Annotated in this window: 19 protein-coding genes; 8 read left to right on the top strand and 11 right to left on the bottom strand. The window is 72.3% G+C overall.

Annotated features, from left to right (window positions below; genetic code table 11):
* Nucleotides 1–74: 74 nt before the first annotated feature.
* Nucleotides 75–713, bottom strand: coding sequence for an O-methyltransferase (locus AB0P08_RS00150; RefSeq protein WP_187663656.1), 639 nt, complete (start codon nt 711–713; stop codon nt 75–77).
* Between the two features lie 89 nt (nt 714–802).
* On the opposite strand from AB0P08_RS00150, the gene AB0P08_RS00145 reads away from it, so the two are divergent.
* Nucleotides 803–1,177, top strand: a complete 375-nt coding sequence (locus AB0P08_RS00145; RefSeq protein ID WP_268777749.1) for a twin-arginine translocase TatA/TatE family subunit — start codon at nt 803–805, stop codon at nt 1,175–1,177.
* A gap of 10 nt (nt 1,178–1,187) precedes the next feature.
* On the opposite strand, the gene AB0P08_RS00140 is transcribed toward AB0P08_RS00145, so the two are convergent.
* The 4 genes from AB0P08_RS00140 to AB0P08_RS00125 are packed head-to-tail and all read right to left on the bottom strand — an operon-like array spanning nt 1,188 to nt 4,612.
* Entirely contained in the window at nt 1,188–1,682 is a 495-nt protein-coding gene (locus AB0P08_RS00140; protein WP_363587363.1) for a YcxB family protein, read from the bottom strand.
* A 22-nt stretch (nt 1,683–1,704) separates the two neighbouring features.
* Nucleotides 1,705–2,826: an Mrp/NBP35 family ATP-binding protein gene (locus tag AB0P08_RS00135; RefSeq protein ID WP_315638447.1), complete on the bottom strand. Its 1,122-nt coding sequence runs from the start codon at nt 2,824–2,826 to the stop codon at nt 1,705–1,707.
* Nucleotides 2,823–3,344, bottom strand: coding sequence for a DUF1003 domain-containing protein (locus tag AB0P08_RS00130; protein WP_363587361.1), 522 nt, complete (start codon nt 3,342–3,344; stop codon nt 2,823–2,825). The genes AB0P08_RS00135 and AB0P08_RS00130 overlap by 4 nt, the downstream gene beginning before the upstream one ends.
* Complete coding sequence (locus tag AB0P08_RS00125) at nt 3,344–4,612, bottom strand: magnesium transporter MgtE N-terminal domain-containing protein (protein ID WP_259953103.1); 1,269 nt, start codon at nt 4,610–4,612, stop codon at nt 3,344–3,346. Before AB0P08_RS00125 ends, AB0P08_RS00130 begins: the two co-directional genes overlap by 1 nt.
* Before the next feature lie 87 nt (nt 4,613–4,699).
* Here AB0P08_RS00125 and AB0P08_RS00120 point away from each other — a divergent pair, with 87 nt between their 5' ends.
* Nucleotides 4,700–5,428 (top strand): YflT domain-containing protein, encoded by a 729-nt coding sequence (locus AB0P08_RS00120; RefSeq protein ID WP_363587359.1) that lies wholly within the window; start codon nt 4,700–4,702, stop codon nt 5,426–5,428.
* Complete coding sequence (locus AB0P08_RS00115) at nt 5,425–6,102, top strand: alpha/beta hydrolase family protein (RefSeq protein WP_363587357.1); 678 nt, start codon at nt 5,425–5,427, stop codon at nt 6,100–6,102. The genes AB0P08_RS00120 and AB0P08_RS00115 overlap by 4 nt, the downstream gene beginning before the upstream one ends.
* Before the next feature lie 30 nt (nt 6,103–6,132).
* Here the strand turns inward: AB0P08_RS00115 and AB0P08_RS00110 are convergent, their stop codons facing one another.
* The gene (locus tag AB0P08_RS00110; RefSeq protein ID WP_363587355.1) at nt 6,133–7,554 is read right to left on the bottom strand and encodes an aminopeptidase P family protein; all 1,422 of its coding nucleotides are present in this window, start codon (nt 7,552–7,554) and stop codon (nt 6,133–6,135) included.
* A gap of 36 nt (nt 7,555–7,590) precedes the next feature.
* A complete protein-coding gene (locus AB0P08_RS00105) occupies nt 7,591–8,613 on the bottom strand; it encodes an endonuclease/exonuclease/phosphatase family protein (RefSeq protein WP_259953114.1) in 1,023 nt (340 codons plus the stop codon).
* Between the two features lie 115 nt (nt 8,614–8,728).
* On the opposite strand from AB0P08_RS00105, the gene AB0P08_RS00100 reads away from it, so the two are divergent.
* Both AB0P08_RS00100 and AB0P08_RS00095 read left to right on the top strand, forming a co-directional pair.
* Entirely contained in the window at nt 8,729–9,592 is an 864-nt protein-coding gene (locus AB0P08_RS00100; RefSeq protein WP_363587353.1) for a PHP domain-containing protein, read from the top strand.
* Between the two features lie 62 nt (nt 9,593–9,654).
* Entirely contained in the window at nt 9,655–10,584 is a 930-nt protein-coding gene (locus AB0P08_RS00095; protein WP_363587351.1) for a DUF817 domain-containing protein, read from the top strand.
* On the opposite strand, the gene AB0P08_RS00090 is transcribed toward AB0P08_RS00095, so the two are convergent.
* Complete coding sequence (locus AB0P08_RS00090) at nt 10,571–12,091, bottom strand: DEAD/DEAH box helicase (RefSeq protein WP_259953118.1); 1,521 nt, start codon at nt 12,089–12,091, stop codon at nt 10,571–10,573. The genes AB0P08_RS00095 and AB0P08_RS00090 overlap by 14 nt on opposite strands.
* Nucleotides 12,092–12,287: 196 nt before the next feature.
* Between AB0P08_RS00090 and AB0P08_RS00085 the strand changes: the two genes are divergently transcribed.
* Entirely contained in the window at nt 12,288–13,001 is a 714-nt protein-coding gene (locus AB0P08_RS00085; RefSeq protein WP_363587349.1) for a ferritin-like fold-containing protein, read from the top strand.
* Nucleotide 13,002: 1 nt separating this feature from the next.
* Here the strand turns inward: AB0P08_RS00085 and AB0P08_RS00080 are convergent, their stop codons facing one another.
* Both AB0P08_RS00080 and AB0P08_RS00075 read right to left on the bottom strand, forming a co-directional pair.
* Nucleotides 13,003–13,290: a hypothetical protein gene (locus AB0P08_RS00080; RefSeq protein ID WP_363587347.1), complete on the bottom strand. Its 288-nt coding sequence runs from the start codon at nt 13,288–13,290 to the stop codon at nt 13,003–13,005.
* Nucleotides 13,291–13,297: 7 nt separating this feature from the next.
* The gene (locus AB0P08_RS00075) at nt 13,298–13,522 is read right to left on the bottom strand and encodes a DUF3107 domain-containing protein (RefSeq protein WP_025102974.1); all 225 of its coding nucleotides are present in this window, start codon (nt 13,520–13,522) and stop codon (nt 13,298–13,300) included.
* Nucleotides 13,523–13,673: 151 nt separating this feature from the next.
* On the opposite strand from AB0P08_RS00075, the gene AB0P08_RS00070 reads away from it, so the two are divergent.
* Nucleotides 13,674–16,883 carry an ATP-dependent helicase gene (locus tag AB0P08_RS00070; RefSeq protein ID WP_363587345.1) on the top strand — a complete coding sequence of 1,070 codons (3,210 nt, stop codon included), beginning with the start codon at nt 13,674–13,676 and terminating at the stop codon, nt 16,881–16,883.
* Nucleotides 16,880–20,365: an ATP-dependent helicase gene (locus AB0P08_RS00065; RefSeq protein ID WP_363587343.1), complete on the top strand. Its 3,486-nt coding sequence runs from the start codon at nt 16,880–16,882 to the stop codon at nt 20,363–20,365. Before AB0P08_RS00070 ends, AB0P08_RS00065 begins: the two co-directional genes overlap by 4 nt.
* On the opposite strand, the gene AB0P08_RS00060 is transcribed toward AB0P08_RS00065, so the two are convergent.
* Nucleotides 20,311–21,663, bottom strand: coding sequence for a protein kinase family protein (locus tag AB0P08_RS00060; protein WP_363587341.1), 1,353 nt, complete (start codon nt 21,661–21,663; stop codon nt 20,311–20,313). The two genes, AB0P08_RS00065 and AB0P08_RS00060, sit on opposite strands and share 55 nt — an antisense overlap.
* Nucleotides 21,664–21,715 lie beyond the last annotated feature (52 nt).

Below are 21,715 nucleotides of genomic sequence, written 5' to 3'. Positions count from 1 at the left end.
TGGTCCGCTGCGGCGGAACCGAGAGGGCGATGGATCCGCGGATCCCTCGCCCTCTTCGCGTGAGCAGCGTCCGATCAGGCGCGGTCGTCGAGGCGGATCAGCTGCAGCAGACCCTCGCCCGCGGGGGAGACGGTCGCCAGCACCGCCGACGACTCCTGGGTCTCCTGCACGAGCGACCGGTAGGCGGATGTGATGTCGTCGCGCTGGACGGGGTCGGCCACGCGGCCGCCGGCGAGGATGCGGGGCACGAGCACCAGGCCGCCCGTGCGGGCGAGGCGGAGGCCGTGCGAGACGTACTCGATGACGTTCTCGGGGTCGGCGTCCACGAGGACGATGTCGTAGGACGCCTCGTTCATCCGGGGGAGCACGTCGATCGCGCGACCGGCGATGAACCGGGCACGAGTGGCGGGCACCTTCGCGTCCGCGAACGCCTGGCGGGCGGCGGCGAGGTGCTCGGGCTCGTTGTCGATCGAGGTCAGCACCGCGGTCGGCGCGCCGCGCAGCAGCCAGAGTCCGGAGACGCCGGCGCCGGTGCCGATCTCGACGATGGAGCGGGCGGTGCCTGCGGCGGCGAGCACGGCGATCTGCGAGCCGACGACCGCGCTGATCGGGGCGGCCCCCAGCTCGACGGCGTGGGCGCGAGCGCGGGCGATGGTCTCCGGCTCGACGATGGACTCCCGAAGGAAGCGCGCGTTGGCGTCGTGCTCGCTCATGACCTGCCTCTCCTGCGTGCATGGCTGATGTGTCCAGGGTATTCGCTCACCGCGCGCAGAGCCTGCAGGCGCGGCGGTAGCCTGGTCACATGACGTTCGGCCTCACCTTCGAGAAGCTGCTGCTCATCGGCCTGATCGCCGTGCTGATCATCGGCCCCGAGCGTCTGCCGCGTGCCGCGGAGGGCTTTGCGCGCATCGTGCGCAAGGCCGGTGAATACCTCCGCGACACGAAGTCCCGCGTGCGCGAGGAGATGGGTCCGGAGCTCGATGACGTGGACTGGCGCAAGCTCGACCCGCGGCAGTACGACCCTCGGCGCATCATCCGCGACGCGCTCCTGGAGGAGCCGGAGCCCGCGACCCCCGCGCAGGCCACGGCGACGATCGCGGAGCCGGTGGCCCCGCGCACCGCGCCGCCGACCTTCAGCGCGGAGAACCGTCCGCCGTTCGACACCGAGGCGACCTGACCCGCCCGGGTCACGAGATCCGCATCCGCAGCGTCGCCAACTCCTCGTCGCTGAAGAGGGAACGCGGAATGGCGGTGGCGACGGAGGCGTCGCGGACTTTGAAGATCACCGCGTCCCGGCCGACGCGCAGGCTCTGGAACGTGCGGTAGGGGATCTCGGAACGGCGGCGATCGCTGCCCAGCTGCAGACGATCCTCGTCGAGCGCGACCCACACCACGCTCTCCACCGGCATCGCGGCGCGCACGGCCCGACGGGCGCTCGAGGTGGTGAGGATCACCGCATACGCTCCCAGAGCGATGGTCACCGCGGGCATCCAGGCGACGAGCGCGCTCACCTCCTCTCCGGTGGCGAGACGGTCGTTGAGGGTGAGGACGGAGAGCACGAGGCCCGCCGCCAGCGCGACCCACATCACGATCGCGACAGGCCTGGTCAGCGCGTAGACGGCCGCGTCTCTGGCCATCCTCCGCAGAAGCCCTTCATCCACGGTCACGGAGCGATGCGGCATCCGTCCATCCTCCCACGCGCCCTCACCCGATCGACATGGGCAGCGTTCGGCCGGCCAGGCCTCGCCCTCGACGCGCGAGCGCCTCCGCCAGCGCGCGGATCGCCCCCGCGGCGGCATCGTCCGGCGCGGAGGTGACGACCGGAACGCCCTCGTCCCCGCCCTGGCGGAGGGCCGGGCTGAGCGGGATGGAGGCCAGCAGCGGTACCGCAGCGTCGGGCACGGACAGGGCCTCCGCGACAGATGCGCCGCCGCCGGCCCCGAAGAGATCGACGACGGTGCCGTCGGGGAGGGTGTACGCGGCCATGTTCTCGACCACGCCGATCACGCGCTGCCCGGTCTGGCGTGCCACGAGCCCGCTGCGGATGGCCACGTCGGAGGCCGCCGCCTGGGGTGTGGTGACCACGAGCACCTCGGCGTGGGGGAGGAGCTGCCCGATCGAGATGGCGATGTCACCGGTGCCGGGCGGCATGTCGATGAGCAGGACGTCGAGGTCGCCGAAGAAGACGTCGGTGAGGAACTGCGAGACCGTGCGGTGCAGCATCGGTCCGCGCCAGGCCACCACGGACTCCCCGTCGCGCAGGAACATCCCGATCGAGATGGTCTTCACCCCGTGGGCCACCGGCGGCAGCATGAGGTCGTCGATGCGCGTCGGCTGCGTGCCGGAGGGGATCCCGAGCAGTCCGGGGATCGAGAAGCCGTGCACGTCCGCATCCACCAGGCCGACGGCGAGGCCCTGGTCGGCGAGGGCGACCGCGAGGTTCGCGGTGACCGTCGACTTGCCGACGCCGCCCTTCCCGCTGGAGACGAGGATCACGCGGGTGAGCGAGTCGGGCCCGAACGGCATGTGCCGCGCCGGGCGGCCGGCGCGGAGCCGTTCGGTGAGGGCCTTGCGCTCGGCAGGCGTCATCACGCCCACCTCGACCGCGACGTCCGTGATGCCGGGGACCGCGGCGGCGGCGCCGCGCACGTCGCGCTCGATGCGGTCGGCGGCGGGGCATCCGACGATCGTCAGCACGATGCCCACACGCGCCACCCCGTCCTCGACCGAGATGTCGCGCACCATGTCGAGGTCGCCGATCGGTCGCCGCAGCTCCGGATCGGTCACCGCCGCCACTGCGGCTCTGACGTTCTCGGCCGCGGTCATGAGGCGGTGCCGCCCGCGGGCTTCTCCTCGGTGTCGCCCAGCTCTGCCAGCAGGGCACGGAGCTCCTGCCGCAGCACGTCGCGGGTGACCACCTGCGCGTTGCGCTCCTCCAGCGACATCCGCAGCGCGACGATCTCGCGGGCCAGGTACTCGGTGTCCGCGAGGTTCCGCTCGGCGCGCTGCCGGTCCTGCTCGATCTGCACGCGGTCGCGGTCGTCCTGGCGGTTCTGCGCGAGGAGGATGAGCGGCGCGGCGTACGACGCCTGCAGCGACAGCATGAGGGTGAGCGCGGTGAAGCCGAGCGCGGCGTCGTCGAAGCGGACCTCGCGCGGCATCAGCGTGTTCCAGCCGATCCAGAGGATGCAGAAGAGACTGAGGATGACGAGGAATGCGGGAGTTCCCATCGCGCGGGCGACCCACTCCGTGAAGCGGCCGAACCGGTCGCGCGAGGTGGAACGGGGGCGGGTGCTCGTCCGTCCTGGCGCGTCGAGGCGGGCGGCCCGCTCCTTGCGCGCCATCAGTGCGCCTCCGTCACGGGCGGCGCCACGTCGTCGCTGTCGTGGGTGCGCCAGTCGTCCGGCAGCAGGTAGTCGAGGACGTCGTCGATGCTGATCGCGCCGACGAGGCGGTGCGCGGCGTCGATGACCGGCAGCGAGACGAGGTCGTAGCTGGCGAGCATGCGGGCGACCTCGGCCGCGGAGGCGGTGACCGGCACCGGCTCGAGGCTGTCGTCGAGGATGGCGCCGAGACGCTCGTGCGGCGGGTAGCGCAGCATCCGCTGGAAGTGCACGAGCCCGAGCAGGCGGCCGGTGGGGGTCTCGAACGGCGGGAGCGTGACGAACACGGCCGCGGCGAGGGCCGGGTGCAGCTCGTGACGGCGGATGAGCGCCAGCGCCTCGGCGACCGTGGCGTCGGCGGAGAGGATGATCGGCTCCGGGGTCATCAGACCGCCCGCCGTGTCCGGGCCGTAGCGCAGGAGCATCCGCACATCCTCCGCCCTCTCCGGCTCCATCCGCTGGAGCAGCTCCTCCAGCTGGGTGGGTGGGAGCTGGGCCAGCAGGTCGGCGGCGTCGTCCGGCTCCATCTGGTCGAGGATGTCGGCCGCGCGCTCCTCGCCGAGGCGGTCGAGGATGTGCACCTGCTCGTCCTCGGGCATCTCCTCGAGGGCGTCGGCGAGGCGGTCGTCGGAGAGCTCCTCCGCCACCTCGATCATCCGTTGCTGCGGGAGGTCGAGGAGCGTGTTGGCGAGGTCGGCGGCGTGCAGCTCGGAGTAGGAGGCGACGAGCTGCTCGGCGGACTGGGACTCGCCCGGCGCCTGTTCCTCGGTCACCTCGCTCCAGGCGGCGAACGTCGTCGGGCCCTTGGCGAACGGCGACGCGCCGGTCTTCGGGCGACGCAGGAAGAGCTGGCTGATCGCCCACTCGCCGAGGCGGTTGGGTTCGATCGCCACGTCCTCGATCACGGCCGTGCCGCTGCCGTCGGTGAGGCTCACCCGTCGGCCCAGCATCTCGGCGAGGACGCGCACCTCGCCGGCACGCGGGGAGAAGCGGCGGACGTTGATGAGGCCGGTGGTGATGACCTGCCCGGACCGGATGGACGTCACCCGGCCGATCGAGAGGAACACGTGCCGGCGGCCGGGGATCTCCACGACCAGCCCGATGACACGCGGGGCCGCGGTACTTCGATACACGACGACGACATCCCGGACCTTGCCGAGGCGGTCGCCGACGGGATCGAAGACGGCGCACCCTGCCAGGCGCGCGGCGAAAACCCGTTGTGTGCTCACTCGACCAGCGTAGCCCGCGGCGTGCCGGGGCGGCGGCTGCGGCGGTCGCTCGGCCGGCCGCGGGGCACGACGTGGAAGAATAGCCGGATGAGCATGCTGAATCGCCCCGCGAGCGGCACGGACACCGGTGAGATCGTCGCCTCCATGCGCGACTACGAGAGCGCGCAGAAGGCGGTGTCGAAGCTGATCGCCGGAGAGGTCCCCGCGCGCGACATCGCGATCGTCGGGCAGAGCGTGCGGACGGTCGAGCGGGTGACCGGACGACTCGGCTACGCCGCCGCCGCGCGCTCGGGAGCGATCAACGGGGTGCTCATCGGACTCTTCCTGTCGGCGATCCTCGTCCTGGGCAACCCCGAGGTGCCGATCCAGCTGTTCGTCGGCTTCGTCCTCATCGGCGTCGCGGTGGGCATGCTGCTCAGCCTCATCACCTACGCCATCGTGCGCCGCCGCCGGGACTTCGCGAGCGTGACGCAGTTCGCCGCGGATCACTACGAGGTGACCGTGCAGCCCGGCTCGCTGGCGAAGGCGCGGCAGGTCCTCGGCGCGCAGCGGGTCGCCCCCGTGCGTCCTCCGGTGAACCTGGACGAGCCGCCGAAGTACGGCGAGCGGATTCCGCAGGGCGCTCCGGCTCCCGCTCCTGAGCCTGTTCCGGAGTCCGCTCCCGACCCGGCACCGGCTCCCGCTCCCGAGCCTGCCCCCGCTCCGGCGCCGTCGCCGGAGCCGGCACCGGCTCCCGAGCCTGCACCGGCTCCCGAGCCGGGTCTTCCGCCGCGGCCGGCCGACCCGGAGACGGGCACCCCCGGGTCCGTGCGGTGACCACGGGGGCCACCGCCCTGCGCATCGAGGTCGCTCTGCCCGCCGGGGCGATCACGGTGTCCGCCGAGTGGACGCCGGGTACCCGTGATGACGTCGTCCTGATCGCGCACGGGGCGGGGGCCGCGAAGGACCACCCGTTCCTCGTCGGGTTCGACCGCGCCCTCGCGGCGCTCGGGTACTCGACTCTGCGCTTCAACTTCCCGTACATCGAGCAGGGGCGTCGCATGCCCGGTCCTGCCGCCCACGCGGTCGCGACCTGGGAGGCCGCGGTCGCCGAGGCCCGCGCGCGGGCGCCACGATCCGCCGTGTGGGCCACCGGGAAGTCCTACGGCGGCCGCATGGCGTCCATGGCCGTCGCCGAGGGCCTTGCCGTGGACGGCCTCGTCTACCTCGGCTATCCGCTGCATCCGCCGGGCCGCCCGGAGAAGCCCCGCATCGCCCACCTGCCATCGATCACCGTCCCGCAGCTCTTCGTGGAGGGCACCGCGGACCCGTTCATCCAGCCGATCGCCCAACTCGACGAGGCCGTCGCCGGCTGTCAGAACGCGCGGGTGCACTGGGTCGAGGGCGGCGGGCACTCCTTCGAGGTGAAGGGGCGGAGGCGTCCGCCGGCGGAGGTCGCTGCGGACCTCGCACCGGTGGTCGACGCCTTCGTCACCGGGCAGCGGGACTGAGCGGGGCCGCCGCCCCGCTCCCGCCCGTCGTCAGCCCTGCAGACGCGCCATCCACGCCTCGACCTCGTCGGCCGTGCGGGGGATGGCCGCGGAGAGATTGACCGGGCCGTCCTCGGTCATCAGGATGTCGTCCTCGATCCGGACGCCGATCCCGCGCAGCTCGGCGGGAACCGTGAGGTCGTCGATCTGGAAGTACAGTCCCGGCTCGATCGTGAAGACCATGCCGGGCGTGAGGATGCCGTCGTAGTACATCTCGCGGCGGGCCTGCGCGCAGTCGTGCACGTCGATGCCGAGATGGTGCGACGTGCCGTGCACCATGTAGCGACGGTGCTGGCCGCCCTTGTCCGCGTCCAGGGCTTCCTCCGCGGTGACGGGGAGGAGGCCCCACTCCGCGGTGCGCTCAGCGATCACGGCCATGGCCGCCGCGTGCACGTCGCGGAAGCGGACGCCGACCTTCGCCGCCGCGAGAGCCGCGTCCGCGGCCTCGCGCACCGTCTCGTAGACCCGGCGCTGCACCTCGGTGAACGTCCCGGACACCGGGAGCGTGCGGGTGATGTCGGCGGTATAGAGGCTGTCGGCCTCCACACCCGCATCGACGAGGATGAGGTCTCCTGGCACGACGGCGCCGTCGTTGCGCGTCCAGTGCAGGTAGCAGGCGTGCGGTCCGGACGCGGCGATCGTGTCATAGCCTTCGCCGTTGCCGTCCTCGCGGGCGCGGCGGTGGAAGACGCCCTCGACGACGCGCTCGCCACGGGCATGTGCCACCGCGCCGGGGAGCTCGCGGATGATGTCGTCGAAGCCCTGCGCTGTGATCTCCACGGCTCGGCGCATCTCGGCGATCTCGAAGTCGTCCTTGATGAGGCGCAGCTCCGAGACGACACGGGTGAGGGTCTCGTCCTCCTCGAGGACCAGCTCGCCCTCGACCGGGGCGAACTCGTGCAGGTGCGCCGTGGCCAGCTGCAGGTCGGCGGCGACACCGGCGAGCGACGGACGCGGCCCGATCCAGAATTCGCCGACCGTGGCGTCGGCGTAGAACTCCGTCGTGGTGCGGTCGGCGCGCTCGCGGAAGTACAGCGTGACGTCATGCCCGTCGTCGGTCGGCTCGAAGACGAGGACCGAGTCCGGTTCGGCGTCGGACGCCCAGCCGGTGAGGTGCGCGAAGGCGGAGTGCGCGCGGAAGACGTAGTCGGTGTCGTTGCTGCGCTGCTTGAGCGAACCGGCGGGGATCACGAGCCGCGTGCCGGGGAACGCGGCCGAGACGGCAGCGCGGCGGCGCTGGGCGTACGGAGCCTGGGCGCGCGGCGCGGGCAGCGTCTCCGGACGCTCGGCCCACCCGGTGGAGATGGTGTCGAGGAAGCCCTGCGGGAAGGGCTGCTTGCGATTGGTCGAGCTGTTCTCGACGGGGGTTTCGACGGTCTCGTCAGCGATCGTGTCGTTTTCTCCGGTGCTCATCCGTCCAGTCTCTCACCTGGAGGCCGCGCAGCGTGATCAGCCGGCCGGCTCGAGCTGCACGATGAGGGCGCGGTGGTCGCTCCCGCCGGCATCCTCGAGGACGGCAGAGCCGGTGGGGCGCCAGTTGGCGGACGCCATCACGTGATCGATGGGGGCACCGGCGAGGGCGGGGAACGAGCTCGGCCAGGTGCCGGACATCCCGTTGCCGGTCCGGGAGGCGACGTCCCGGCAGTAGCCGATGTCGCCGCCATCGACGCCGAGGGAGGCCATGTGATCCACGGTGGCGTTGAAGTCTCCGGCGAGGATGAAGTCACCCGCAGGGCACTGGTCGGCGATCCACTGCAGATCGCTCTGCCATTGCTGCATCTCCTCCATGCGCGGCGCGACGGCGTGCACGGCGACGATCGTGGGGCCGTCCCCGTCGATCGGCATGAGCACGGCGCTCGGCACGGATCCGGTGTTGTTGCTTCCGTCCTTGGAGGACTCGATCACGGAGTACTCGCCGAGCTCGGGAGCCACCAGGACCGTGGTCTGCCACGACTGCGGGCCGTCCTCCACGTCCGGGCGGAACTGCACATGGTGCACCCACATCGGATGGCCCTGCTCGCGCAGCATGAGCGCGATCCGCTCGCCGACCTCTTCGGTGGTCTCCGGCAGCGCCACCACGTCGGCCTCCTGCTCGAGGATCTCCTGGGCGATCTGCTCGGCGGAGACGGCCTCACCCGCCGTGTTCCAGGTGAGCACCCGCAGACTCGTGTCCGTCCGCTCAGGCAGGGCCGCCACCCCGAAGCCGCGGGTCGCTCCGATCGCACCCGTCGCCGCAGCACCGAGGAGGGCGACGATCAGGACCGAGGCCGCGAACCCGCGCAGCGGTCGGGCGAGGAGGAGCAGCAGCGCCAGCACCGCGATGACCAGGAACCCGCCGAGCACGAGGCCGCGGGCGGCGACGAGCTGAGCGAACGGGTAGGTCTGCTCGAGGTGGAAGAACTGCGGCCACACCACGATCGCCGACGCGATCGCGAAGAGCACGGTGAGCAGGATCCCCAGGAGACGAAACATCCCCTCCAGCCTAGAAGCGCCGCCTGTGAAGTCCCTGCCTCGCATCGCCGGTCCGTCCACGCGATCCGGGTCCGGTTTCCGCGCCACGCGCGTCGACGCTCGGTACGCTCGGAGGATGCCCGTTCCACCCGCCGGTCCTGCCGACCTGCACCTGCACTCCAACCACTCCGACGGCACCGAGTCGCCTGCCGAGGTCATGAGGCAGGCGCATCGGCACGGCGTACGGACCGCCGCGCTCACGGACCACGACCGCACCACGGGCTGGACGGAGGCCGGCGATGCCGCCGTCGCGCTCGGCATGACCTTCCTCCCCGGGATGGAGCTGTCAGCCAAACACGAGTGGCGCAGCGTGCACGTGCTCGGCTATCTCTTCGATCCGGAGGATGCGGCGCTGCGGGCGGAGACCGACCGGATCCGGAACGACCGGATCGGACGAGCGGAGCGCATCGTCCGCAACATCGGCCGCGATTACGACCTGCACTGGGATGACGTCCTCGCCCAGACGACGCTCGACGCGACGGTCGGCCGGCCCCACATCGCGGACGCGCTGGTGGCGCGCGGCATCGTACGCGACCGCGGCGAGGCCTTCGACGGCATCCTCCACCCGCGGGAGGGCTACTACGAGCCGCACTACGCCCCGGAGCCGCTGACCGCCGTGAGGCTTCTCACCGAGGCGGGCGGCGTGGCGATCATCGCGCACCCTGTGACGGCGGGCCGTGATCGGATGATGCCGGTGCCGTACATCGAGCGTCTGATCGACGCGGGGCTGGCCGGATTCGAGGTGGACCACCGGGAGAACACCGCCGCCGGCAAGCGGCTGCTGCGCGAACTGGCAGCCCGGCACGACCTCATCGTCACCGGGTCCAGCGATTACCACGGCACCGGAAAACCGAACGTGCCGGGGGAGAACACCACCGCGGCGGACATGGTCGCCCGGATCATCGATCGCGCCTCCGGCTCCGGCCCGCGGCGTCCCTGACCCCGGCGGACTGTCGGCGGTCTCCCGGCATTCTGTCGAGGCGGACCGATACGGTCCGAGGCATGCAACGTGCCACCTCCCTAGAGCGCCGCGTCGACGCGATCGCTCGCCGACTCCTCCGTGCGGTGCCGACATCGGGCTTCCGCGCCGGGCTGGCCGAGTTCCTCGTCTTCGTGCTGAAGCAGGCCTGGGCCTGCGTGTTCGGTGCGGCGCTGCTGGTGGTGATCGTCGCCGCCCGCCTCTGGTACCCCGACGACGCCGCGCTCGCCCGCAACGACGCGCTGACGATCGCGGCCGTGCTCATCCAGGTGGCCATGCTCGTGTTCCGCCTCGAGAGCGGGCGGGAGCTTTGGGTGATCGTGCTCTTCCACATCACCGGCACGGCGATGGAGCTGTTCAAGACCGACGTCGGTTCCTGGGCGTACGCCGCGGACGGCATCCTCCGCATCGGGGGAGTCCCGCTGTTCAGCGGGTTCATGTACGCGGCTGTCGGCTCCTACATGGTGCGCGTGTACCGGCTGTTCGACCTTGGGTTCATCCGCTACCCGCGCCGGTGGTTGACGGCCGTCCTGGCCGCCGCCATCTACGTTAACTTCTTCACCCACCACTGGTGGTGGGATGCCAGGTGGCTGCTCCTCGCCGGGGTGGTGGTGCTGTGGCTGCCCACCGTCATGCACGCCCGCGTATGGCGCCGCACCATCCGGCTGCCGCTCCTCGCGGTCTTCGCCGGGGTGGCGGTGTTCATCTACCTGGCCGAGAACATCGGCACGTGGGCAGGCGCGTGGGCGTATCCCGACCAGGCGGCGGGGTGGCAGCCCGTGTCCCTGAGCAAGCTCAGCTCCTGGTTCCTGCTGATGATCATCTCGGTGGTGCTCGTCGCCTGGGTCTACCCGCCGCAGGTTCCGGCCGACCTCCTGCACGACGAAGGGCGCCCCACGGCAGACCGTGCGGGCGCCCCTCGGACGACGATGACGCGGATCAGGCGCCGGTGACGGGTGCCGCCCCGGTGCCGGAGCCGCCGCGACGACGGCGGCGACGGCGGGCGGGGGCGGGCTTGCCGTCGTGGTGCTCCTTGCCGGCGCCGTCGTGGGTGCCGGCACCCTCGGCGCCGCGGTCGGCGGTCTGCGCGGCGGAACCCTCGCCGGACGACCCTTCGGGCGTGCCCTCCGCGAACGTGGAGCCGACAGACGACGAGCCGGTGCGGCGGCGGCGACGGCGGCGCGTGCCGCCCTCTCCGGTGCCCTCTTCGGCGGCGTCCGCGGCGCGCTCCGGACGACGGGTGCGCTCCGTCTTGACCGCTTCCTTCTTCGGCGCGCTCACGAGCCGCCCCTTCGTCCCCTCGGGGATGTCGAGGTCGGTGTACAGGTGCGGGCTCGACGAGTAGGTCTCGACCGGTTCGGGCTGACCGAACTCGAGCGCGCGGTTGATGAGGGCCCACTTGTGCAGGTCCTCCCAGTCCACGAACGTCACCGCGATCCCGGTCTTGCCCGCGCGGCCCGTGCGTCCCGCGCGGTGGAGGTAGGTCTTCTCCTCGTCGGGGATGGTGTGGTTGATGACGTGGGTGACGTCGTCGACGTCGATACCGCGGGCCGCCACGTCCGTCGCCACGAGGACGTCCTTCTTGCCGGCCTTGAACGCGGCCATGGAGCGCTCACGCTGGTCCTGTCCCATGTCGCCGTGGACGCCGCCCACGTTGAAGCCGCGGTCGCTCAGCTCGTCCACCAGACGCTGCGCCGCGCGCTTCGTGCGCGTGAAGATGACCGTCTTCCCCCGGCCCTCGGCCTGCAGGATGCGAGCGATGACCTCGTCCTTGTCCAGCGAGTGGGCGCGGTAGACGAGGTGCTTGATGTTCGCCTGCGTCAGGCCCTCGTCCGGGTCGTTGGCGCGGATGTGGATCGGGTTGGTCATGAACCGCCGTGCCAGCGCGACGATCGGACCGGGCATGGTCGCGGAGAACAGCTGCGTGTGCCGCACCGCGGGGACCTTCTGGAAGATCTTCTCGATGTCGGCGAGGAAGCCGAGGTCGAGCATCTTGTCGGCCTCGTCGAGCACGACCTCGGTCGCGTTCGAGAGGTCGAGGAGGCGCTGGCCGGCGAGGTCGATGAGACGCCCCGGCGTGCCGACGACGATCTGCGCTCCGGCCTTGAGCTGGTCGATCTGCCCTTCGTACGCCTTGCCGCCGTAGATGGCGACGACGCTGGTGGAGCGGTTGCTCGTGAGCAGATCGATGTCCTCGTAGACCTGCACCGCGAGCTCGCGGGTCGGGACGACGATGAGGGCCTTGACCCCGTGCTCCGGATCCTTCCCGAGGCGCTGCACGACCGGGATGCCGAAGCCGAAGGTCTTGCCGGTACCGGTCTTCGCCTGTCCGATGATGTCCTGCCCCGGGAGCCCGAGGGGGATGGTCTGCTCCTGGATCGGGAAGGCATCGACGATGCCCTTCGCGGCCAGTGCGTCGACGATGTCCTGATCGATGCCGAGTTCGGCGAAAGTTGTCACTGTTGTTCAGATGCCTGTCCGGCGACCATGCGCGATCGCCTCGTAAACGGAGCCACGCCGTCTCGTGTGCCACAGGCGCGGGGCCCCGCTCCGACGGCGGGGACACGCCCAGCCTACCGGAGGGGCGGCTCCGGGCAGGGAGGACGTCTTCTGCCGAGTATTGTGAACGACGTGGCCGACTCGGGAGGAACACCTCGTGGTTAAGTGGTTCTGGCAGCGCGACGCCGCGCCGCGACGCACCCTGGCGCTGCGCAGCCGCGGCGAGCAGAGCGATGCGACGCGTGTCGACTTCGCGGAGCTGGCGCCGGAGCTCGACCGGTTCCTCGGCCAGGCGGCCTACCTCCAGCTCGGCTACTTCGAGACGCTGACGCGGCTCATCCGCGCGACTCCCGAGCTGGCCGAGAAGGAGTCGCTGTCCCGCGCCGCCGGCGCGGTGCTCACCAAGCACCGCGGCATCGTCGACATCATCGCGGCGCGCGGTCAGGACCCGACGCAGCTCATGCTCCCGTTCCGCGAGCATCTGGACGCGTTCCGGCGCAAGACCATCGGGGCGCGCCCGCGCGAGACCCTGCTCGCGGTCTACATCACGGCCGGCATGCTCGACGACTTCTATCTCGCGCTCGCTTCGAGCTACGGCGAGACGGGGCGGCGGGTCGCGGAGATCCTGCGCGAGGACGACGCGCGCCACGAGATCGTCGCAATCATCCAGGAGACGATCGAGAGCGACGAGGAGTGGCGCTCGCTGCTGTCCATGTGGGCGCGGCGTCTCGTGGGCGACACGATCCTCGTCTGTCGCGCGGCTCTGCGTCCCGAACTCCTCGCCGTGGAGGAAGCTCGCATCGAGCCGGTGTACACCGAGCTGATGGGGGCGCACGCCCGGCGCATGGACGCGATGGGCCTCGCGTCCTAGCTCAGATCCCGAGCGCGGCTCTCCGCTGCTCGTCGCCGCGTCGACGCGCTGCGGTGAGAGCCGCGGTGGCGAGCGCCGCGACCGCGGCGGCTCCGAGGGTGCTCGCCAGCCACAGCCAGACGCTCTCCTCGCCCACGCCGGCCCACTGCAGAGCCGTGTAGACGATCGCCGAGACAGCCGTCGCGATCGCCGGGGCGAGTGCGACGCCGCGCCGTTCGCGACCGCCGATCAGGAAGTGCGCGGCGATGCCGAGCACGCAGGCGCCGACGAGGGCGAGGAGGATGTACATGCGCGGGTCAGGCGACGAAGCCCACGCGGCGCGACTCCTCGGTGCCCAGCTCGATGTAGGCGAGGTTCGCGGTCGGCACGATGTAGGAGTTGCCCTTCACGTCGGCGAAGCTCAGGTGCGAGGCGCTCTGCTCGAGCGCGGCGGAGACCTGGGTGCGGACCTCGTCCGCCGTGGCAGCGGTGTCGAAGCTCAGCTCGCGGCCGGTGTTGATGATGCCGATGCGGATTTCCACGGGTGCTCCTTGCAGGTCGTCGGACTCGGCCAACTCTATCGCGCACCGAGCGGGGGAGACCGGCGGTGGCGGTCGTTTCGCCCTGAGCGCACAACCCGCGAGGAGGTTCGCCCTCGACGCCGATGTCCGCGCCTCCCGATAGCGTGGAGGGATGATGTCGGATGCCGCGCAGCGAGCCGTGATCACGGCGCCGCCGACCGCGTCGGGCGTCGTGATCGGTGCCCCCGGCACCGGTAAGACGCGCACGCTCGTCGACCGTGTGGTGCAGCTCCTCGAGGTCGAAGGGCTGCGGCCGGAAGAGGTGCTGGCGCTCACGCCGAGCCGACAGGCGGCCACCGCGCTGCGCGACCGGATCGGCGTGCGCATCGGCCAGGCGACGCCGGGACCGCTGGCCCGGTCGCTCGGGTCGTTCGCGTTCCAGCTCGTCCGCGGCGCGATGGTGAGGGAGGGCGCGGAGCCGCCGGCTCTGCTCACCGGCGCCGATCAGGACCGCATCATCGCCGAGCTGCTCGCCGGCGATGCCGAGGACGCCCGCATCGCCTGGCCTCCGGCGCTCAGCGAGCCCGTCCGCGCCTCGAAGGGCTTCCGCTCCGAACTCCGCGCCTTCCTCGCGGAGTGCACGGAGCTGGGGGCGAGCCCGGCCGAACTGCGCGCCACCGGCGATGCGGTGTGGACGGCGGCGGCCGACTTCGTGGAGGAGTACCGCGCGGTGCTCGATGCCCTACGGGCCGCGCACCGCGACGCCGCCGATCTGCTCAGCGAGGCAGCGGGGATCCTCCGCACGGCTGACAGCGCGCCCCTCGGGCCGCTGTCGCCCCTGCGGGTGGTGCTCATCGACGACGCCCAGGAGCTGACGCGCGGAGGCATCGGCGTGGTGCAGGCGCTCCTCGACCGGGGCATCGCGGTCCACGCATTCGGCGACCCCGACATCTCCTCCGGTGCCTTCCGCGGAGCCAGCCCCGAGCTTTTCGCGCAACTCGCCGGCGCGCTCACCACCGTGCACGTGCTCGACGGCGCCCACCGTCAGCGCCCGCTGCTGACCGCGTTGACGCGCACGGTGACGCAGGCGATCGGCGTCTCGGGACGCGTCGAGCATCGGCGCGCCCCGGCGCCCACCGCGGGGGACGACAGTGCGGAGGTCTCGACCTTCCTCGCGCCGTCGCCCTACGAGGAGTTCGACCGCATCGCGGGAGTCATGCGCGACTGGCACCTGAGCGCCGGCATCCCGTGGGAGCGGATGGCGGTCATCGCCCACGACACCCGTCAGGTCACAGCCTTGGAGACCGAGCTGGCCGCGCGCGAGATCCCGACGAGGGCCGCCGGGGTGCAGCGCCCGCTCGGGAGCGAGGGGATCGTGCGCGACATCGTCGGCATCGTGCGGCTCGCGCTGACTGCGGACGAGGACCGCACCGTGCAGGCCTGGGAGGAGGCGCTGCGGACGCCGTTCGGTGGAATGGACGCGATCGCGCTCCGTCGGCTGCGCGCGCGGCTCCGCCACCTCGAACTCGGTCAGGGCGGGTCGACTCCCGCGCGCGAGCTGCTGCGCGCGGCGATGTCGGCGCCGGCCACCCTCACGCTCATCGATGCACCGGAGTCGCGGACCGCCGAGCGCTTCGCCGAGACGGTCGCCGGCGTCGCTCGTGCGGCGGCGGAAGGCGAGACGATCCACGACCTCCTGTGGCGCATCTGGGAGCAGGCCAGGGCCGTCGACGGGCGGCGGCTGCTGGTCGCGTGGCGGGAGATCTCGCTGCTGCCGACCGGAGCCGAGACGGCGCGTTCGCTGGATGCTCTCGTGGCTCTGTTCGACGCGGCCAAGCGCTTCGTCGAGCGCACCCCCGACGAGCGCCCCGAGGTCTTCGTGCGCGACATCCTCGACAGCGAGGTGCCGGAGGACACGCTGTCGTCGCCGGACCGGCCGGGGACGGTCACCCTGCTCACACCGGCCACCGCGCTCGGCACGGAGTTCGACGCGGTGGTCGTCGCCGGTGTGCAGGACGGCGTCTGGCCCAACGTACGGCTGCGTGGCGGGCTGCTCCAGACCTGGCGGCTCGCCGACGCGCTGACCGCGGCGCGCTCCGGCCTCCCGGCGGAGGTACCGGGCGTGCTCGACCGGCGTCGGGCGGCGCTCCACGACGAGTTGCGGCTGTTCGTGCGGGCACTCTCGCGGGCGCGCCATCGCCTCCTCATCACTGCGGTGGACGATGACGACCTGTCGCCCAGCGCCTTCTTCGGATTCCTTCCCCCTCCGGAGCCGCCGGAGCGTCATGCCTCCGCGGAGCACCCGCTCACGCTGCGCGGGCTGGTCGCGCGGCACCGTCGGGTGCTCACCACGACACACGCCGAACCCGCGAGGCGCGAGGCGGCCGTCCAACTCGCCATCCTCGCCCGGGAGGGCGTGCCGGGAGCGCATCCGCACGACTGGTACGGCGTCACGGCGCCCTCGACGGCGGCGCCGCTGCGCGATCTCGCTGCGAGCGGAGCCCGGGTGTCGCCCTCGGCGGTGGAGTCGTACGAGGAATGCGGGCTCAACTGGGTCGTCTCGGCTCTCGGCGGCGACACCGTCATGCCGCCGACGGCGGGCATCGGCACGATCGTCCACGAGGCGATGGAGCGCGTGCCGGACGGCGACCTCGCGCGTATGCGGGAGATCGTGGAGGAACATTGGCCGGAGCTCGACTTCGAGACGGCCTGGATCGGGCGCAAGGAGCGCCGTCGCGCCGACCTGTTCGTCGACCGGCTGCACAGCTACCTCGGTGAGGTGACGAGGGACGGCGGGCGCGTCCTCGGCAGCGAGGTGGAGTTCCGGTTCGCCGTCGACGTGTCCGGCGAGACCGCCGAGCCGAGCGTGCACCCGGTGGGGGAGGACCGCGGTCACCGCGCCATCGTGCACGGCTACATCGACCGGGTCGAGGCGTATCCGCCCGGCGCGGGCGAACACGGACCGGCGCGCGGCCGCGGCTGGCAGTCGATGGCCGGTGGGCCGGAGGGGACCACGGTGGTCGTCGACCTCAAGACCGGGAAGACCGATCCGGAGGCGGACGGCGGCGTCGTCGACCATGCCCAGCTCGCGGCCTATCAGATCGCTGTGCAGGAGGGGCTCGTGCCCGGTGCCGCGCCCGGTTCGCTCGGGGGCGCGCGTCTGGTGATCGTCTCGAAGACCCTGGCGAAGAGCGACTACCGCGTCGCGCACCAGCACGCCTTGGACGCCGAGGCCCGGTCGCAGTTCCTGCACCGGGTCGCCGAGGTCGCCCGCGGCATGTCGGCGGCGAGCTTCACGGCCCAGGTGGAGGCCCACTGCGCCGACACGCAGCGCCGGGTCCAGCCCTGCCGCATCCACACCGTGCCGGCGGTGAGCGCATGACCGCAGGAACCCCGGACGCCGTGCTCTCGGCGACCGACATCGCCGCCGCGCTCGGACTGCCGACCCCGACGCCTGCCCAGCAGCAGGTGATCGAGGCGCCGCTGGAGCCTGCGCTCGTCGTCGCCGGGGCGGGCAGCGGCAAGACGGAGACCATGTCGGCCCGGGTGGTCTGGCTCGTCGCGAACGGGCTCGTCCGCCGGGACGAGGTTCTCGGCCTCACGTTCACCCGCAAGGCGGCGGGGGAGCTCGCGGAGCGCATCGGCGCCCGCCTCGCCGTCGTCGACGAATACGGTCGGCGGGGCCTGCTCCCGCATCTCCCGGAGATCGTCGCCGGAGGGGCACTGCGTCGAGTGGCGGAGGCCGCGCCGGGGCGGCAGCGCGAACTCGTGCGCAGCCATGTCCTCGACGAGCTCGCCCAGCACTACGGCACGGCCGGGGAGCCCGGGGCGCTCCGCACCGCCGACGACCTCCTCATCCGTCCCCGCGTCTCGACCTACAACGCCTTCGCCGACGGCATCGTGCGCGAGCACGCCGCACGCATCGGCCGGGATCCCGATGTGGCGATGCTCAGCCAGGCGGCGTCCTGGATGCTGGCGCGGGAGGTCGTGCTCCGCAGCGATCTGCCGGAGCTGGAGGAGGTCGACTACGCCCTCGGAACAGTCATCGACGCCGTGCAGCGGCTCGCCGGCGCGGCGCTCGACCATCGCGTCGACCTCGCCGAGGCCGAGCGTCTCGCGGCAGCACAGGCCGCGGCGTTCGAGCCCTACCGCTCCCATGCCGATGTCGAGAAGGCGGCGGTCAACCTGCGCACCCTCCCGACTCTGACCAGCCTCGTGCGCGACTACATCGCCGAGAAGGACCGGCGCGGCGTGCTCGACTTCGCCGACCAGGTGTCCGGAGCGTACGACATCGTCGAGTCCGCGCCGGACGTCCGCGCCGAGCTCCGGGAGCAGCACCGGGTCGTGCTGCTCGACGAGTACCAGGACACCTCGGTGATCCAGACGCGCTTCCTCGCGGAGCTGTTCCGCGACACGGCCGTGATGGCCGTCGGCGATCCGCACCAGTCGATCTACGGGTGGCGCGGAGCCAGCGCCGACAACCTCTACGCATTCCCCCGATCCTTCTCGAGCACGGGGGATGTGCGCACCTACAGCCTCATGACGAGCTGGCGCAACGACCGCCGGATCCTCGACGTCGCCAACCGGGTGCTGGAGCCCCTGCAGCGCCCCGGACTCGACGTGCCGCCGCTGGAGCCGCGGCCGGGCGCGGGGGAGGGCACGGTCGCCGTGCGCTACCCGTTCACCGTCGACGACGAGGCCGCCGAGGTCGCGGCCTGGTTCGCCGAACGTCGCGCCGCCCACGAGGAGGCCTCGACCTCCCCGCACACCGGCGCCATCCTGTTCCGGTCCAAACGCCACATGCAGACCTTCGCCGGCGCGCTCGCCGCGCGAGGGATCCCGCACCGCATCCTCGGACTCGGGGGCCTGCTCGCCACGCCCGAGGTCGTCGACGTGGTCTCGACCCTGCGGGTGGTGCACGACCCGACGGCCGGTTCGGCGCTGATCCGGCTCCTGACGGGCCCGCGCTTCGGCGTCGGGGTGGCGGATATGGCGGCGCTGTACGAGCTGGGACGCGCGCTCGCGGAGCGCGACACCGCCCTCATGCCCCTGCCGGAAGAGGTGCGGGCGCGGCTGCGCTCCTCCCGCGGTGCCGACGAGGCCGTCTCCATCGTGGACGCGGTCGACATCGTGCGCGCGGTCCGCGACGACTATCGCCTGCTGGAGGGCATCACCCCGGAGGGGCGCTCACGGATCCGCGCCGCGGGGGAGATGCTGGAGCGCCTGCGTCGCGCGTCGTCCCAGCCGATCCCGGAACTCATCCGGCTCATCGAGCTGGAGCTGCGATTGGATATCGAGCTCGCCGCCAACGAGACCCGGGGACCCGCGCGGGTCGCAGCCACCCAGCTGCGGGCGTTCGCCGACGAGGTACGCGCGTTCCTCGCCGCCGACGAGCGCGGCACGATCGGCAGCCTGCTGGCTTGGCTCGACAAGGCGGAGAGCACCGACGAACTCATGCCCCGACCGGAGCCCCCGGAGCCCGGGGTCGTGCAACTGCTCACGATCCACGGGTCGAAGGGCCTGGAGTGGGACGCCGTCGCGGTCGTGCGCCTCGTCGTCGACGAGCTGCCGGGGCGGGTGTCCGACACCTCGGGATGGTTCGGGTTCGGCGTCGTGCCGTTCGCGCTGCGCGGAGACCGCGACGCGCTCCCGCGTTTCGTCTGGGACCCGGAGGAGGCGATGGAGGGCGAGGCCGACCCCGGCAAGCGGCAGAAGCTCGCACAGGCGTCGCTGTCGGGCGGGGCGACGAAAGCGAACCCCCACGGCGGCGCGCTCAAGCGCTTCAAGGACGCCTACCGGGAGTATCAGCGCCAGGAGGAGCGTCGCCTCGCCTACGTGGCGATCACCCGCGCCAAGAGCGACCTGCTGCTGAGCGGCGCCCACTGGGCGGGTCAGAAGGCGCCGCGCACGCCGAGTCCGTACCTCCTGGAGGCCATCGACGTCCTCGGGCTCGACGCGATCCCTCCGGTCGACCCGGACGAGAACCCGTACGACGGTCTCGGCGCCACGCTGCACTGGCCGCTCGACCCGCTCGGCGGACGGCGCCCCGTGGTGAGCGCCGCGGCGGCGGTCGTCGAGGAGGCCCTCCAGGGCGACACCCTCGAGCCGACCGAGGAGTTGCGCCGGCTCCTCGACGAGCGAGCCGCCCGCCAGCGCGGGACGGACGCGGAGGCACCCACGCGAGTGCCCGCCTCCCGGTTCAAGGACTACGTCACGGACTACACCGGGACCCTGTCCTCGCTCGTGCGCCCGATGCCCGAGCGCCCGTACCGCCAGACCCGTCTGGGGACCCTGTTCCACGCGTGGGTCGAGCAGCGCTCCGAGCTCGTCGGTGTCGGAACCCGGGTGGACGAGGCGCTCTGGGAGGTCGACGAGGACGGGCCCGAGGACGACGGTGCACCGGGTGCTCCGGCATCCGGTGCCGCTGCGGACGCCGCCGACCTCGCCGCACTGCAGGAGACCTTCGAGCGGAGCGAGTGGGGGCCGTTGCAGCCGCTCGCCGTGGAGATCGAGATCGACTTCGCGCTGGGAGCCGGTCTCCCCGGAGTGCGCCCCGACGCGACGGAAGCCCACATCGTCATCTGCAAGCTCGACGCGGTGTACCGACGCGCCGACCGCGGCGGACGGATCGAGATCGTCGACTGGAAGACCGGGCGGGCACCACGCACACCGCAGGAGCGCGAGGAGCGCATGCTGCAGCTGGCCCTCTACCGGCTCGCGTACCACCGGCGTTTCGGCGTCCCGCTCGAGGAGATCGACGTGGCGCTGTACTACGTGGCCGACGACCTCGTCATCCGCGGAGACCGCGTCTACTCCGAGGAGGAGCTCTTCCAGCGCTGGAGCGCCGCCCGCGCCGCGCGCTGAGCCTCTTCGGAATCGTCGTCGTCCGCCGAGGGGGAGGAGGGGAAGGAAGTCTCGACCCGTCCGCTTCCCGGCGTCTCGGCGAACGCGTGCGCGACGCCGGAGAGGTCCTCGGTCTCGATGCTCGCCACGGCGGCACGATGTTCCGCGTCGGACTGCGACGGCGCGCCCGCGGGCTCGCCCGCCCCCGCCACCGACGACCCGGTGCGCGCGGCGTCGAGGTCCACGTCGTCCGCCTCCGCCGCCCAGAGCTCATCCGGGTTGTAGGCATCGGTCTGCATCGAGGTGTCCACCTCGGGAGCGGCCGCCACCGGCACACGGTCGAGCGCGTCCATCGCCGAGTCCACGTCCGAGCGGCGATCGCCGGGCACGCTGAGATCGTCGTGGCGCAGGCCGTCGGCGAGAGCCTCCAGCAGCGCGGCCGCGTCCTCCACGATGTCCTCGCGCCGCAGCGCGTCCCCGTGGACGAGCCAGCGGGCGAACTCCAGCTCGGCGAGCAGCCGCGCACGGATCTCGAGACCGGCGTCGGGAGTTCGATCCATCGCACGGGCGTACGCGCCGTGCACGTCGGCCGCGGCGTCGGGCGCGGCCGACAGCCAGGACAGGTCGAGCGCCGGATCGCCGACCGCGAGACCGTGCCAGCCGATCACGCCGGTGACCTCGGGGCCGCGCTCGGGATGATCGTCGAAGAGGAACGACGTGGCCTGCGCGCCGCCGAGCACGACCGTCGACTCGAAGCGCCAGAGGTCGTCGTCGGCGACGGCCTCCCGCCACCGCACCGTGAGGCGGGCGGGAACGCGTCCCGTGGCTGCGGCGGTGTCGACGAGCCGCTCCAGCTCGGCGCGGCTCTCCTCCGCGCTGCGCATCACGAGTCCGGCACCGCGGACGACCGACGTCGGCAGCGCGTGCACGGCGGCGATCGCGGCCCCCATGGACTCCGCGGCGCCGCGTCCGGCGGGAACCATCGACGCCTCGATCTGGAAGCCGGGGAGCAGTTCGGTCACGAGCGCTCGGCCCTCGCCCACCCTCGTCTCGCCGACGTATCCGGGAGCGCGGAACGGGAGCATGGCGCGCGCGCCGTCGGTGAGGGCGCGGAGCGCGAGGGCTTCGGCCGCCAGCTCGCGCGCGGCGTCATCATCGTCCGCCACGCGGATCGCGAGCTCCCGGCCGTCGGCGAGGGAGGCGACGGCGGAGTCGAAGCGCCCGTCGCCGTTCGCGGTGAGCGCCCGGGTGCCCGTGACCTCCGCGCCGGGAAGTGCGGCCGTCACCGCCGCGGCTAGAGTGAATGGAGAGCGTCCCATGCCCCCAGGGTAGGTCGGCTCAGGGGCGGTCCCGCCTCCGCCACGCCCGTGA

This window comes from Microbacterium meiriae (assembly GCF_040686935.1).
Lineage (GTDB): Bacteria > Actinomycetota > Actinomycetes > Actinomycetales > Microbacteriaceae > Microbacterium > Microbacterium meiriae.
Note: the sequence above shows the minus strand (reverse complement) of the source record. Positions and strands in the feature narration are given on the sequence as shown.